Source organism: Archangium violaceum (assembly GCF_016859125.1).
GTDB classification, from domain to species: domain Bacteria; phylum Myxococcota; class Myxococcia; order Myxococcales; family Myxococcaceae; genus Archangium; species Archangium violaceum_A.
This window is the reverse complement of the sequence record NZ_CP069338.1, coordinates 6,626,476-6,640,522: the sequence shown is the minus strand read 5'-3', so window position 1 is coordinate 6,640,522 and position 14,047 is coordinate 6,626,476. Positions and strand designations below refer to the sequence as shown.

Genomic DNA, 14,047 nt, shown 5'->3' with positions numbered 1-14,047 from the left:
TCACGGCGTGTACTTCACCGTCCGCGTCACCCAGGACATGCCGCCGCGCCCGTCGCGCACCACCACCCAGAAGCGGACCTCCTGGGCCTGCGCGTTCGACGGAGGCCGCCACTCCACGTTGTGCCGCTCCTCGCCGCCGCCCAGGTCCGCCCCCCCCGTGTTGTTGGGCGAGATGGTTCCCAGCGTGCTCATCCAGCTCAGCTCCCAGGACTCCTCGAGCTGCACCGGTTTGAGATCGAAGGAAGGCACCACGTACGGCTCCTCGCGCGAGGAGAAGTCCTGCGGCTCCAGCTTGAAGGGCCCCGGGCCGGACAGCTCGCGCGCCACCTCCACCTCCCACGGCTGGCCCTCCAACAGCAGGCCCGGCAGCTCCGGCTGCTCATTGGGCTTCATCTCCGGGAAGAAGCGGCAGCCGTACACCATCAGCTTCTGCGCGTAGACCTGCTCATCACCGCCGCGCACCCACAACACCAGGGGCAGGCGCACGCCGCCCAGGCCCCGGTACGTGTCCTCCGCGAGCACCTTCTGGGCGACCAACGTGCCATCCTCCAGCCGCGCCGCGCCCGGCCCCGGGGAGAGGTCGATGACCAGCTCGCCCCCCTTGGTGATGCCGCGGGCCAGCTCCACGCGCTCGCCCTGGCAGGTCTCATCACCCGGGTCGACACAGGCCCACAGGGTGTAGTCGAGGTCGCGGCCCTCCCCGGCCGGATCCGGAATGAGCGCGGTGACGCGCACCGGGCGCACGAGGGTGCCGATGAGCGCGGCGGGGTCCGTGGAGCACGTGTCCGAGAACAGCTCCGGAGGATCCATCCGGATGGCGAGCACGCGCAGATCCTTCACGTTCGATGGGTTGTCCTCGGGCCCCACACAGGCGGAGCACAGCAGCAGACCGAGGACGACGGACAGATGGCGCATGACTCAGAAGCTCCCCTTGACGCCGAGGACCGGGAGGATCGGGATGCCAGGCACCTCGAAGAGCTCCCGGTAGCGGTAGTCGGTGAAGGTCGCCTCCACGTTGGAGGCGTTGTAGACGTTCTGCACGTCGATGTAGGCGGAGAGCGTCCAGCTCTGGAAGAGCCAGCTCTTCTCCAGCCGCAGGTCCAGCTGGTGGAAGGGCGTGTAGCGGATGGAGTTGGTCTCGCCGTACGTGCCCTCGAAGCCGTTGCGATCCACGTCGTAGACGTCGAAGACGTGCTGCAGCGGCGTGGTGGGCCTGCCGGTGACGTAGCGCATGCGCGCGCCCAGCTCGAAGCCATACGGCAGCCGGTAGCTGGCCACCGCGGTGAGGATGTGCGTCTGGTCGAACGTGGTCAGGCGGTAGTCGTTGCCACCCACGCGCCGCTGCTCGGAGCGGTTGAGGGTGTAGGCCAGCCAGCCGAAGAAGTTGCGCGTCACCGCGTGCCGCAGCATCACCTCCATGCCATAGGCTCGCCCCAGGCCCCGGTTGCCGTACTGGTAGCGCGTCTGCGTGCCGTCCGCGTTCACCACCGCCTCGCCCGGAGAGACGACCAGGTCATAGCGCCGGTTGAAGTAGCCGGTGACGTCCACGCTGATGGCGTCGGTGAGCTGGTGCTCCACGCCCAGGCTCGTCTGGAAGGCCCGCTCGTGGTTGAGGTTCGGGTTGCCCAGCGGCGCGGGCTCCAGGTTGAACGCCTGGGGCGGCTGGCTGTAGAGGCCCACGCTGCCCTTGACGGCCGTCTTCTCCGAGTGCTGGTAGCGCGCCCACAGCCGCGGGTCGAAGACAACGCGCTGCTGGCCATAGATGCGGGCATAGGTGGCCCGCACGCCGGGCGTCAGCGACACCGGCCCGAACTCGAGGTCCAGCTCTCCGTAGAGCGCGCCATCGAAGGCGTTGACCGTCCGCTTCAGCTCCTGCATCTCCGCCTTGGGCTCGGCGCCCGGGAAGGCCGGGTACTGGACGCCACCGAGGACGGGCAGCTTGCCCTCGGCCACCGTGTGCTCGAAGCGCGTGTCCGCGCCGGCGCGGGCGGTGAGCCAGGACGTGAGCTCCAGCGAGAGATCCTCGCGCCCGCCGATCGACCAGATGTTCGCGTCGAGATTCGTCTCACCGAAGCCGAGGCTGGCCAGGTCATAGCCCGCGTACGGGGTGAACACCGAGGTGAGGTTGCCGAGGCGATACGTCCAGTTGCCCGTGACGCGATGGAAGAGCGTGTGCGCGTCCACGGTGACGTCGCGGTTGCGTCCGCCGCCGGAGGCCACCACGTTCAGGATGTCGTCCGAGCCGAAGGCCATCACGTACCCACTGTGGCGTCCGGCCGCGGAGGGCTCGCTCCCGCGCTTCCCGCCGAAGTCCATGCGGACCTGGTAGTCCCAGTAGCGCGGCAGCACGAGCAACGTTCCGCCCTCGGGGTCTTCGGGCAGCACGAAGGGCAGGAGCACGTCCACGTACGAGCGCCGCGCGGCGGCGGCGACGGAGATGCCATCCGTGACGGGGGTCTCGACGAAGAAGCCCGAGTCCAGCAGATCCACCTTCACCGAGCCGTGCAGCGTGTCACTGGCGCCCTTGCGCGTGGCCACGTCCACGGCACCGCCCACCGCCCGGCCGTAGCGAGAGCCGAAGCCGCCCGGGAAGAAGTCCACGCGGTCGATGAACTCGGCGTTGAGCACCGAAGGCCCGCCGCCCAGGTGGTAGAGCAGCGGCACCTGCACGCCGTCGAAGAAGGTGAGCGTCTGGTCCGGCGCCGCGCCACGCACGATGAGCTGGCCGGAGATGAGGGGCGCGCGCGCCACGCCGGGCAGGTTCTGCACCACGCGGATGGGGTCTCCGAAGGTACCCGGTACCTTCTGCAACTCCTGGCGCTCCAGGGTGCGGCGCACCACCTCCTTCTTCTCGCGTACGCCGCGCACCACCGTCTCGAAGCCCGGGGCCTTGGGCAGCAGATAGAAGATGACCTCCGTCGTCTCGTTCGGAGCGAGCGTCTCCTGCGTGGTGTAGAGGTGGTAGTCATTGGCCACCACGCGCACGTCACAGACGCCGGGCACCACCTTCAGGGTGAAGCGGCCCTCCTCGTCCGAGAGGGCCTCGGAGGCCTCCGGGTCATCCCCGCAGCGCACCGTGGCTCCACCCACGCGCGAGCGGCTGCCCCGCTCCAGCAGTTGCCCGGTGAGGGTCGCCTGCGGAGGGGGCGGCGGCGGAGCGGACTCCTCCGGCTTCGGCGGCTGGAGGACGAAGTTGTAGACGTACTGGATTTGAATGGGGGCCGGCGCGCCGTCGACCTCGGCCGGGGAGAACTGGAACTGCCGCACCGCCGCGAGCGCCGCCTCGTCGAAGCCATCGCCGACGGGCGACACCACCTGCGCGTCGGACACCGCGCCCTTCTCATCGATGGTGACGAGCATCTCCACCGAGGCCGTCTTGCCGATCGCCGCGGCCTCGGGCGGGTAGACGGCTTCCACGAAGTGGATGAGCTCGGGTGCCTTCGTCAGCACCGGGGTATGGACGCCAGCATCCACCTCTTCCCTGCGCGCGCCGTCGTAGGACTGGGCCCACGCCCGCACGGAGGAAAGGGAGAGGACTGCGAGGAGCAACCAGAGGGCGGAACGGATCGGGGCCACGGTGGGGGCGCATGCTAGCGGAAAACACCGCCGGGAGGCTTCCAGAGTAGGTAGCCCCGAGCGAGCAGCCACGCGTCCGTGACAAGGCCCTCGACGCGCGTGGCCAGCCGGAGGACGGAGTGGTGGAAGGCCTCGGGAGGCTCCAGGGGACCCACCTCGCGTGCCTCCTGCCAGGTCTCCATCCATTGGGCGAAGAAGGCGTGGATGGGCTCCCCGGGCTTCACCCGGCGACGGAAGTCCCGGGGTAACCAGTCGCGGAAGAGGACGGGCGCGAAGCCGCGGCTGAAATCGGTATGGAACAGCAGGGCCTCGCGCGAGAGCCCCTCCGGAACGCGCCGGAGCAGGTGCGCCACCAGCACGGCTCCGGACGTGTCCGTGCTGCCCTCGACGAGCAGCCCGCCCTCGAGCAGCGCCCCGCCCAGCTTCTGGTGGATGCCGGGCACCTCCTCGGGGCGGTACCCGCGCAGCAGGTTCATGGCGCGGATGAGGCGGACGGTCTCCCCGGGCCCCAGGGGCAGATCGAAGCCACCCTGCCGGAAGTCGGTGAGCGCGTCGGCATGCTCCCGGGCGGACTCCACGCGCTGGGGCTCCAATTCCACGCCCACCACGGGAAGCCTCGGGTTGAGCTCGCGGAAGGCCCGGGCACTCTCGAGCGTGGTCCATGGATGCTCGCCGAAACCCAGGTCCACGAAGGCGGCCCGCCCCCACGCGCCCTCGCTCCGGGTCAACAGCTCGCGCTCCTGGTGGAGCAGGTACACGTCGAGAGCCTGGAGGCGCCCGTGGGAGGTGCGTCCTCGCGTCTTCCTATCCAGGGAGGTCATGAGCGAGTCCCGGATTTATATTCTCCCGGCCATACCCGCCACGACCGTCCACGCGAACCATTACCCATCCGAGCGTTTCCGAGTCCGTGGGGCGCTCGCTCGCTGGGCCCCGAGGAGTTTCGTGCCTCTCGTGTCTTTCCTGACGTGGTCCGAGGTGATGCGAACGGACCCGAAGACAGGGTACACTCGCAGGAGTCGAGTTACCCAAAGGGGGGAAGTTCGTGATCGCGACCGCTGCACTCCAGGCCAATCAGCCCGAGTTCGAATTCCAGATCGGTCCCCACGCCATGGGCGAGCTGGCCGTCGTGGGATTCGAGGCCGACGAGACGGTCTCCCAGCCCTACTCCGTCGAGGTCACCCTGGCGGCGCCTCCGGACGTGGACGTGGACGAGAAGGCACTGCTGGGCCAGAACGCGCTGCTGCAGGTGCAGCTCGGTGACGGGACGGCGCGCTTCTTCCATGGCATCGCGTCGCGCGTGGTGCGCTGGGACGCCAACCGGGGACCGGAGCGCCAGCGCTACCGCGTCACGGTGGTGCCCCGCCTGTGGACGCTCCGGCACACCCGCAAGAGCCGCATCTTCCAGGAGATGACCGTCCCGGACATCGTCCACAAGGTCCTCAACGAGGGCATGGTGGAGCACAAGCTGTCGCTCAATGGCTCCTACGCCAAACGCGACTACTGCGTGCAGTACCGAGAGTCCGACCTCGACTTCGTGTCCCGGCTGCTCGAGGAGGAGGGCATCTTCTATTACTTCGAGCACACCGAGGGCGGGCACAAGATGGTGCTCAACGACGCCTCGCTCACGTGCTCGGCCATGGCCGGTGAGGCGACGCTCGTCTTCCGCGAGCGCAGCAAGATGGTGGCGGAGCAGGAGTCCATTCACGAGTTCGCCGCGCGGCTGGAGATCCAGCCCGGTGCCGTCACCCTGCGCGACTTCGACTTCACCCGGCCCGCGTTGGATCTCACCACCGACACCGCGGCCGACGGGGGCGAGGCCGCGCTCGAGATCTACGACTACCCGGCGCGCTACGAGGATGCGGGCGTGGGCAAGGGGCTCGCCAAGGTGCGCATGGAGGAGCTGCGCGCGCGCTCGGAGATGGTGACGGGAGCCAGCAACTGCCGGCGCCTGCTCGCGGGCCACACGTTCGAGATGGGCGACCACCCGGTGCCCGCGCTCAACAGCGGCTACCTGCTCATCTCCGTGAGGCACTCGGGCAGCCAGCCGGAGGTGCTCACCCACGGGCAGACGGCGTATGACAAGCAGGAGGGCTACCGCAACGAGTTCGTGTGCATCCCCGCGTCGGTGCCCTACCGCCCGCCGCGAGCCACGCCCCGCCCGACCATCGCGGGCGCCCAGACGGCCATCGTCGTGGGTCCCTCGGGCGAGGAGATCCACACCGACGAGCACGGCCGCATCAAGGTCCAGTTCCACTGGGACCGCGAGGGCCAGAACAACGACAAGAGCTCGTGCTGGATCCGCGTGAGCCAGGCCTGGGCGGGACCGGGCTGGGGCGCGCTGTACCTGCCCCGCATCGGCCATGAAGTGGTGGTGGAGTTCCTCGAGGGCGACCCGGACCGGCCCATCGTCACCGGCAGCGTCTACAACGGGCAGAACCCGGCGCCCATCTCGCTGCCCGACAACAAGACGCAGAGCACCCTGCGCTCCAGCTCCAGCCCCGGCGGCAACGGCTTCAACGAGCTGCGCATCGAGGACTCGGCGGGCGAGGAGGAGATCTACCTTCACGCCCAGAAGGACTTCAACATCGTCGTCGAGAACGACAAGACGCAGATGGTGGGCGGCAACGAGACGCTGCTCGTCAAGAAGGACCGCAGCCGCACCATCGAGGGCAACCAGTCGCTCGAGGTGAAGAAGAACGACGACACCGTCATCGGCGGCAACCAGAGCCTGGAGGTCGTCAAGGATCGCTCGACGACGGTGATGGGCAACCACACCGAGTCCGTGGTGGGAGACCAGTCCATCTCCGTGAGCGGCAACCAGAGCGTGACGGTGGCGCTGGCCTCCTCGGAGACGGTGGGCCTGGGGAAGATGCTGAACGTCGGCGGCGGCTACGCCGTCACGGTGGGCGGGGCACTCAACCAACTGGTGGGTGGCCTCAAGTCCGAGCAGGTGGGCGGCGCCAAGGTGGAGGTGGTGGGCGCGAAGAAGTCCGAGACGGTCAAGGGCTCGCGCACGCTGCAAGTCGGTGGAGACCTGTCCGAGCAGGTCGACAAGAACCGCACCCTGAAGGTGGAGAAGGATCTGCTGGTGAGCGTGGGCGGCAAGCACAACCACGCCGTCAAGGACAGCTACACGCTCTCCGCCAAGGAGATCTCCCTGGTGGCCCAGGATCAGTTCACCCTGAAGGTGGGCTCGGCGACGTTGCAGGTGAAGAAGAACGGCGACGTGGTCATCAAGGGCGCGAAGATCGAGGTCACCGCCAGCGGCGACGTCGTCATCAAGGGCTCGAAGATCTCCGAGAACTGACCCGCGGCATCACCCTCCCCGGAGAAGTTACCCGGGGAGTCCCTCATCGGGATTCATCCAGGCGTTGGGGGACAGCTGCATCGTGCCGGGCGGCAGGCGCGCCAGGCTGGGGATGTTCGGGTACTCCCGCTGTGCCGGCAGCCCGCTCATCTCCGCCATCCGCAACAGCGCCAGGCCATTCATGAACACGGCCCCGTCCGTCCGGCGTGCCTCCTCCGAGTGCTCGTCCTTCTGCTGGAAGGAGCGGGCCCGCTCCTCGATGACCGTGAGAAGGGCGTCCCCGAACCCGGCCGCGTCTCGGCGGAACAGGGCCTGGCACACGTCGAAGTATGGGGTGCGCTCCCCTTCGAGCACCCGCTCCCAGCGATCGAAGAGCGCCGTGAAGTCATAGGACTCCGCGGCGTGCAGGTGCAGGAAGTTCCTCTGCAGGAAGCGGTGCAGGAGGAAGTCGTCCTCGTACTCGGCGGTGGGCTCGTGCTTGTCCGTCGTCAGGCGAGCGATGTCCGCCGCCAGCCCGAGCTGCCCCGCCACCACCGCATCCACGAAGGAGAAGTTCGCGCCCGCGCACGTGGTGGAGGGATGAAAGGACCGCCCCGAGGAGACGAGCCGGACGAGGTGGAGGCGCACGAGCGCGGACTTGCACAGGTGGACCTGGAAGCGGTCAGCACGGGCTTCGGAGAGCAGCTCGCACAAGGCGAGCCGGTGGTACATGAGCGAGGCCGCGCCGTAGGCCTTTCCAGAGCGCTCGGCCACGCCCCCGTGCTTGATGATGCGCAGGGCCTGATCCAGGGAGAAGCGGGCGTTGTCCGCAATGGTCTCCAGGTCCATCGGCATATCAGCCTCCCCGGCTCAAACGAGCCGGCACCTCTCGCCCATGGCGGTGAACTTCATCCCCTTGATGCCGTGTTGCTCGAAGGCGGCGCGCAGGTCGTCCCGGACGATGAGGAAGCGCGGGATGATGTTCAGCCGGAAGAGCTTCGCCTGCGGGTCGACCTTCGCGGAATCCAGGTGGAGCAGGTGGAGCGCCTCGAAGGTCCCCGGCGAGATGATGGACTTCTCACCCCGGGTCCTCGTCATGTCGGCCCACTCCCTGGTGCCAATGACGTTGGCGATGAAGCACTCCGGATCGGCGACCCGGCCCTTGTGGTTGTAGAGCGCGAAGGGGAGGAACTCGATCTCCGCCCCGGACTCCTGCTCGAGCAACGTCTTGAGCTTGCCGGTCACCATGGGCATCAGGAGGGTGTTGGGGATGTACTCTGGAATGACCAACCCCCGATGCCGCTTGGACATCGCCAGCCGCACACCCGCCGGATACTCCGTCCCCATCCGCTCGCCCTCGGCCGCCCTCCAGCACTTCTTGTCCAGGGGCCTGGGTAGAGGCGCATCGATGCGGCAGTACTCCTCGCTGTAGTCCATGGTGAGGATGAAGTAGTCGTGCGTGGCGGCGGTCATGGGGCGGACCCGAATCGACGTGAAGGTGGTTGCGCGAAGTATCAGAAGCGAGAGCCCGGCACGAGCCCGGACGCGTGCTCAAACGGATGCGGAACCCCGATCCTGGGACTTGAAGACATCCTCCAGCGTGTTGGAGGCATCGGCGGTCAGCCCCAGCAGGATTCCCGCCCGGCGAATGGTTTTCCGGAGCTGCTTCGAATGATCCTCGAGCTGGGACTTCCAGCTGTTGTTGGGAGCATCGGAGACATCCGGGTGGCCCTCCTTCTTCTCCTGCTGCTTGCTCGCGGCGGAGCGCACCCGGTTGACGCGACTCTCGACCTCGATGCTGTAGCCCGCGTGGCTGTTGTTGTGGGCGGGCAGCAGGTAGATCCTGCCGAACGCCAGCCGCCGGGGCAGGACGATGATGTTGACGCCCTTGTTGATGTTGTACTTGAGCTGCTGCAACAGGCTCAGGTCTTCCCCGAAGGCAGCATAGAGCACATCCGTCGGGATGATGTGGTGGGCCTCGTGGTGCCAGGGCGTCTTGCTGCTCGACCAGAAGTTCGCGCCACTCATCCCCATGTCCCAGGCGCCAGGCGTCGCGATGGGGTTGTTCTTGTCGGCCCGCCGTGAAAGGTGGATGGCCTTGGCCTGGGCCTCGAGCCGCTTACGAGCGCGGCTGCCCGCTCGATCGAAGCTCAGGTTGAACCAGCTCTGATCATTGCCGACGTGGTACTTGATGGCGTTCTCTTTGTGGTTGTGCCCATCGAAGAGGCACCGGGGCCGGTAGTTGGGAGGACGCCCACCCTGCTCCCAGACGCAGCGGGTGACACACCCGTTGTCCTCTCCTGGCTGGTGCGTGTCCTTCGTCTTCAGCCTGGCCAGGTGCCGGTTCTTCTCGGCGGTCTCGGCCTTGCTCTCGGCCTTCTGGGCCGCCTTGGAGGGCTTCTCGGCCTCCTTCAGCGCCTCCTTGGCCTTGGTCTTCCCCTTCCCCTCCTGCTGCGCCTTGGCGTAGTCCTTCTCGGCCTGCTGCAGCTTGTCCTCGGCCTGGTTCGCCAGCTTGCGAGCCCGCGTCGCATCCTGCCTGGCCTGACGGGCCGCATCGGCCCGCTTCTTGTACTCCTCGAACGCACGCCGCATTGCTTCCGCGTTGCTCATGGCTCTACCTCGGGCTTGACGCTCTTACATCCTCGACGAGCAGTGCCGCACGCGCCTCATCGTCCCCCACCAACAGCACGAGAGCACTCCGGCCCCCCGCGTACCCACGCACGAACCCCCGGACCGCCAGGCACACCGAGGCGGCCCCGGTCGCGGCGCCGAGCTCTCCAAAAGACGCCGGCGGATACCACTGCTGGAAGGACTCGGGCAGACGCTCGCGCCCCAGGCGCACGAGCGCGCCACCGAAGTCCTGGGCCCGGAAGTCATCCCCATTGAGATTGACGATGACGAGACCGGGCCGCGCCTGGCCTTCCCGAAGACACGCCTCCGCCGTGTGGGCGAGGGCGACCCCCTGCGGCGACGCGCCCGACAACCGGTGGAACGGCTCTTCCGCGAGGGCCACCGGCCCGAGCAGGGCCTCGACACGGGCCCCACGCCCACGGGCCGCGTCCGCCCTCTCCAACAGGATGAACGCGGCCGCCTCGCCCGGGAAGAAGCCCGAGGGCTGCTCCTGCGTCCGCAACAGGCCCAGCTCGTAGACGTCCCTCAGGACGGCCCCGTGCACGAACGAGTCGATGCCCCCCACGATGCAGCGGTCGAGCTCCCGCGTCCGAAGTCGATGGACCGCCAGCTCCACGGCACGAGCGAAGGTGGCCGGTCCCCCGAAGAAACAGGCCCGCAGCGAGGGGTGGATGGACAGCCCGTTGCGGGACAGCAACTCCGAGACCATGCGTCCCTCCAGCCTCGCCTGGAGTTGCCGCTGCTCCTCGAAGTGCTCCTGGAACGAGGCCCGTGCGACCTCGTCCGGCGCGGGGCCCGAGAGCAGCTCGGCCTCAAGCCGCTGGGTGGCGTGGAAGTCTCCCGGCAGACACACGAAGAAGCCCGTGCGCGGAGGGACCGCCGAAGCCAGCCCCGCGTAGTCGAGCAGGTCCGCCAGCGCCGTGTTCCCCAGCCGCAGGAGCCGCCCGATTCCCTCGAAGCCATCGGTGAGGCCACGCACGGCATGTCCCTTCAACGGCACGCTCTCCAGCGTGTCGAGGTCGGGCTCTTCGATATCGAGCGGCGTCCAGCGCGTCACGCCCGCCCGCGCCGACATGCAGCTCGCCACCACGTCCAGTCCGATGGAGGTGGTCAACCCCAGACCGGTGATGGCGATGGAGCCCAGGGGCAGCGTGGGGGAAGACCCGGAGGGAATCATGAAGCGAGCCCCCTCACGAACGGACCCGAGGACAGGGAGGGAGGCGTGGTGCGAAGCGTCTCCAACACCGCGAGCTGGTGGCGCGCGAAACGACGCGTGCGCGCCTGGAAGGTGCCCTGGCTCCGAAGGGCGACCTCCAGCGCCAGGCCATGCCGCCGCCGCATGGGCTCCGTCCACAGCCCCTGGAGCAGGACGGCGGGGCTCCAGGGCCGCCCACGCAGGTAGCGTGTCTCGGGATTGAACCGCGTCCTGGACTCCACCCACCAGTCCCGCACGAGCCGTGCATCGAGGAGGGGCAGACCCGGGCCCGGCATGGGATGCGAACCCAAGGGCGCCTCCGACCCGGGCTCCTCGTCCTCCAGGAACGGATCCCCGGCCAGGAACCGGCCCGAGAGCTCCAGCCCCGTGATGGAGCAGAACGCCTCGGCCGCCAGGTGGCCCACCGCCTCGTCACCCAGATACGCCAGGCAGGCTTCGGCCGCGGACACGCGTCCACTGAACCCGAGGGCCCAGAGGACGTGTGGACGAAGCGCCGTCACGTCGAGCAGCCCCCGGAGCGGAGCCAGCTCCCCGGCGTCTCCACCCAGCGCGAGCAACAGCAGGGGCAGCTCGAGGTCGGGCCCGCGCGCCTCCACGACCTGCCGGCAGGACATCCACGCCTCGCGCTGCCCCTGGATGAGGCCGGCGAGGATGGCGGCGTCACGCACGGAGGACTCGGACGAGGACCAGAAGCGTTGCAGCACCTTTCGATCCAACCGCGCTCGGAGGCGCACCGAGGCGCGCAGGGCGGCGGCGGACAGCCGCGGATCCTCCTCCGAGAGAAAGCCCGTCAACTCGAGCCCGGGAGAGAGGCTGTGTGCACCGAGCACATCCAACGCCAGGGCCTGGAGTGATGGCTCGGGTTGGGCCAGCAACGACTCCACCCAGGCCGGAAGCGAGGCGGTGGGGAGGACCTCGAGGGCCCTCAGGATGGCGGCGCATGCATCGGGAGCCGCGTCACGCAGGGCGCTGAGCACCGCATCGGAGCCCCGTCGGGACGAGGCGTCGAACAGGAGCGTGAAGGCGGCGGAGGAGAGACGCTCGGGCTCATCCGAGGCAAGCGCCGGCATCAGCAACCTCTCGGCCACTCGCGGTCCCCCCAGGACGAGCGCGTCCAGGCGGGCCAGCAACCGCTCCTCACCGACCGCGACGTCGGGGAGCACTTCGTCGGGAGCGGAGAGGGAGCGCTCCCACTGGCCCCAGAAGAAGGCGGCCTCGTCGAGATGTTCCTCCTGGATGTCCCAGTTCAAGAGGGGGTCGGACCGATCACTCATGGCGGCTAGTTGATCTCGACCGAGCCGCCCTTGATGCGATTCTTGCCGCTGGCGCTCGTCTCCACGAAGGTGCCCTTGATGACGACCTTGCCGTTACGCCGGAGGGTGATGCTCGCCGCACCACACCGGATGACGACCTCCTCCTTGCCCTCGATGGTCACCCGCTGACCGTCGACCCAGGCCTCCGTCGGCCGGCTCGCCTCCTGCGCGGGCGTCTGCTCCAGCAGTTCGTCCAGCAGAGGGGTCGGGCTCGGCTCCTGGACGAGCCCCATGAGAAAGGGCCGAAGCGGATCACCGTTCTCGAAGAGGAGCACCGCCCGCTGACGCCGGTCCGCCGCGGCCTTCAGGGCCTGGGCGTCCACGACGGCGGCCAACAGCGCGGCGACGGGGCCGGCCTCATTGCCCTCGAAATCCACCAACGGCCTTCCACTGCCGTCGATGCCAACGACCCAACCCGCGCGACTCCCCAGGATGGATTCGCGAACCGCCGGGACCTGAACCTCCGAATCGTCCTCACGAGCGCCCATGGAATCGCCCCCCTTTCGAACTAGAGATCCTTCTCACAGACGGCACAGACGGCCTTTCCCTCATCCTTCCCGAGGGCGATGACGGGCGGCTGGATCACCGGGAAGGGCGGCGTGTTCTTGTCGTTGTGCAGCATCAGGTCCATGGCGCGCGCCACGTTCTTGCCCTCGAACTTCACATCGAAGGAGAAGTTGACGAACTCGGCCTTGCCCTTCGTCTTGCCGGAGACCACGCCACCGCCCGCGGTGCCCGCCTCGTCACCCGTGCTGGTGCTGAAGTTCGAGTCCTTCACGCACACCGGGTTGCCCTCCACCGAGACCTTCTTGGTGCCCTGCGCGGTGTCCGAGGACTTCGCGACGTTGGGATAGGGAATGGGGATGGGCCCACCCGGGCTGGGCGTCTTACAGACATCCGGGAAGGCCGCGGAGACTCCATTGGAGTCCTTGGTCACCACGGACATCTTGTTCACGCCAACGGTATTGGCCATGGGACTCCATCCTCCTCAGCTGGCGGTCGCGGACGACAGGACGAGGGCCCGCAAATCACGCACACCCCCGAACAGCGGTATACTACCTCGCCACAGCAACATCACGCGATGGGCATCCGTGTCGAGGATGACCGTATCCAGGACCAACCGTGGATTCAGGTCGGCTCCGCCCGCGACGACCGCCGTGACGTTCGGTGCTGGCTGGCCGGGCAGGGAGAAGGCGAGCCGGCCTCGAGACGAGACATTCACGAGGGTGACCGGCTCGTTGCCCTGGAGGTAACCCGGAGCCACGAGCCCCGGCGGCGCGGCGTTGAAGAAGCGCCGATCGAAATCCCTCGGCAGCAGCGGCTTGCGCTCCTTCGCCCACGCCTCGTCGTAGGTGCCGGCATACGCCGCGCGAGGCTGCCAGTGCGGCGAGGTGAAACCGAAGCCCACCGGTGGGACGCGCTGACCGAATTCACGCAGCGGCACCTGGGGATCCTCCAGGTTGGGCAGTCGCAGTCCCTCCTCGAAGTTCCTCGAGCTGGCCCGGAAGCCCACCCCCACGGGGTTGCAGGGCTCGAAGGTGTGCTTCTTCGGATCCGGGTTCGTCCGATCCCAACCGCCGAAGGCCCGCTCCCAGGTGAGCGGCATGCGGGAGAAGGGTAGCGGCTTCGTCATGGAAACCTGGCCCAGGCTCTTGAACCACGTCCGCTCCCCCACCACCCGGACGACCTTCTTCAGCGGACCCACCTGCAAGGACACCTGAACCTCGGTGGCCTCCTTCTGCCCGGCGTGCGCGTGACCGATGAGGACCACGTCCGTGGCGGGCTTGATGAAGGCACACTCCGGCTCGTACTTGTCGCTGGACTCCCCGGGCTTGCCCCACGCCTCCCCACCCCAGTTCACCGGCACCTGCTGCTCGGCGAGCACCAGCCCCGTCGTTCCCAGGTCGTAGGTGGCCTTGGCCAGCAGGAGGACATGAGGCCGTCCCTCCTCGTCCGCGACACCCATGAACTCGAAGACGAACGGCGTCTTGTTCTCGATGGAGGGATGACCCATGCCCGGGGATT

General features: G+C 68.2%; 12 protein-coding genes. 1 reads left to right on the top strand and 11 read right to left on the bottom strand.

The features are described from left to right. From JQX13_RS28450 to JQX13_RS28440, 3 genes are read right to left on the bottom strand one after another with little or no spacing between them, the layout of a single operon-like run. Positions 1-915 carry a hypothetical protein gene (locus JQX13_RS28450; protein WP_203402624.1) on the bottom strand — a complete coding sequence of 305 codons (915 nt, stop codon included), beginning with the start codon at positions 913-915 and terminating at the stop codon, positions 1-3. Between the two features lie 3 nt (positions 916-918). Continuing rightward, entirely contained in the window at positions 919-3,576 is a 2,658-nt protein-coding gene (locus JQX13_RS28445; protein WP_203402623.1) for a TonB family protein, read from the bottom strand. 14 nt (positions 3,577-3,590) lie between these two features. Continuing rightward, a complete protein-coding gene (locus JQX13_RS28440; RefSeq protein ID WP_203402622.1) occupies positions 3,591-4,397 on the bottom strand; it encodes a methylase in 807 nt (268 codons plus the stop codon). 221 nt (positions 4,398-4,618) lie between these two features. On the opposite strand from JQX13_RS28440, the gene JQX13_RS28435 reads away from it, so the two are divergent. Then, positions 4,619-6,883: a type VI secretion system Vgr family protein gene (locus tag JQX13_RS28435; RefSeq protein WP_203402621.1), complete on the top strand. Its 2,265-nt coding sequence runs from the start codon at positions 4,619-4,621 to the stop codon at positions 6,881-6,883. 27 nt (positions 6,884-6,910) lie between these two features. Here the strand turns inward: JQX13_RS28435 and JQX13_RS28430 are convergent, their stop codons facing one another. The 8 genes from JQX13_RS28430 to JQX13_RS28395 all read right to left on the bottom strand — a co-directional run bounded on the left by JQX13_RS28430 (position 6,911) and on the right by JQX13_RS28395 (position 14,036). Beyond that, positions 6,911-7,717: an Imm49 family immunity protein gene (locus JQX13_RS28430; RefSeq protein WP_203402620.1), complete on the bottom strand. Its 807-nt coding sequence runs from the start codon at positions 7,715-7,717 to the stop codon at positions 6,911-6,913. Between the two features lie 15 nt (positions 7,718-7,732). Continuing rightward, positions 7,733-8,335 (bottom strand): imm11 family protein, encoded by a 603-nt coding sequence (locus JQX13_RS28425; RefSeq protein WP_203402619.1) that lies wholly within the window; start codon positions 8,333-8,335, stop codon positions 7,733-7,735. 78 nt (positions 8,336-8,413) lie between these two features. Next, complete coding sequence (locus JQX13_RS28420) at positions 8,414-9,472, bottom strand: AHH domain-containing protein (protein ID WP_203402618.1); 1,059 nt, start codon at positions 9,470-9,472, stop codon at positions 8,414-8,416. 4 nt (positions 9,473-9,476) lie between these two features. After that, the gene (locus tag JQX13_RS28415) at positions 9,477-10,670 is read right to left on the bottom strand and encodes a beta-ketoacyl synthase N-terminal-like domain-containing protein (RefSeq protein ID WP_203402617.1); all 1,194 of its coding nucleotides are present in this window, start codon (positions 10,668-10,670) and stop codon (positions 9,477-9,479) included. After that, positions 10,667-11,983: a TIGR02270 family protein gene (locus tag JQX13_RS28410; RefSeq protein WP_203402616.1), complete on the bottom strand. Its 1,317-nt coding sequence runs from the start codon at positions 11,981-11,983 to the stop codon at positions 10,667-10,669. The genes JQX13_RS28415 and JQX13_RS28410 overlap by 4 nt, the downstream gene beginning before the upstream one ends. A 5-nt stretch (positions 11,984-11,988) precedes the next feature. Further along, the gene (locus tag JQX13_RS28405) at positions 11,989-12,510 is read right to left on the bottom strand and encodes a DUF6484 domain-containing protein (protein ID WP_203402615.1); all 522 of its coding nucleotides are present in this window, start codon (positions 12,508-12,510) and stop codon (positions 11,989-11,991) included. A gap of 20 nt (positions 12,511-12,530) precedes the next feature. Continuing rightward, a complete protein-coding gene (locus JQX13_RS28400) occupies positions 12,531-12,995 on the bottom strand; it encodes a DUF4150 domain-containing protein (protein WP_203402614.1) in 465 nt (154 codons plus the stop codon). 15 nt (positions 12,996-13,010) lie between these two features. Next, on the bottom strand, positions 13,011-14,036 hold the full coding sequence (locus JQX13_RS28395) for a DUF2169 family type VI secretion system accessory protein (RefSeq protein ID WP_203402613.1): 1,026 nt from the start codon (positions 14,034-14,036) through the stop codon (positions 13,011-13,013). Between the last annotated feature and the right edge of the window lie 11 nt (positions 14,037-14,047).

Excerpts from the sequence above, each read along its gene's own strand:
- JQX13_RS28450 (WP_203402624.1), bottom strand. The coding sequence starts at position 915 with ATGCGCCATCTGTCCGTCGTCCTCGGTCTGCTGCTGTGCTCCGCCTGT.
- JQX13_RS28440 (WP_203402622.1), bottom strand. The coding sequence starts at position 4,397 with ATGACCTCCCTGGATAGGAAGACGCGAGGACGCACCTCCCACGGGCGC.
- JQX13_RS28430 (WP_203402620.1), bottom strand. The coding sequence starts at position 7,717 with ATGCCGATGGACCTGGAGACCATTGCGGACAACGCCCGCTTCTCCCTG.
- JQX13_RS28425 (WP_203402619.1), bottom strand. The coding sequence starts at position 8,335 with ATGACCGCCGCCACGCACGACTACTTCATCCTCACCATGGACTACAGC.
- JQX13_RS28420 (WP_203402618.1), bottom strand. The coding sequence starts at position 9,472 with ATGAGCAACGCGGAAGCAATGCGGCGTGCGTTCGAGGAGTACAAGAAG.
- JQX13_RS28415 (WP_203402617.1), bottom strand. The coding sequence starts at position 10,670 with ATGATTCCCTCCGGGTCTTCCCCCACGCTGCCCCTGGGCTCCATCGCC.
- JQX13_RS28410 (WP_203402616.1), bottom strand. The coding sequence starts at position 11,983 with ATGAGTGATCGGTCCGACCCCCTCTTGAACTGGGACATCCAGGAGGAA.
- JQX13_RS28405 (WP_203402615.1), bottom strand. The coding sequence starts at position 12,510 with ATGGGCGCTCGTGAGGACGATTCGGAGGTTCAGGTCCCGGCGGTTCGC.
- JQX13_RS28400 (WP_203402614.1), bottom strand. The coding sequence starts at position 12,995 with ATGGCCAATACCGTTGGCGTGAACAAGATGTCCGTGGTGACCAAGGAC.
- JQX13_RS28395 (WP_203402613.1), bottom strand. The coding sequence starts at position 14,036 with ATGGGTCATCCCTCCATCGAGAACAAGACGCCGTTCGTCTTCGAGTTC.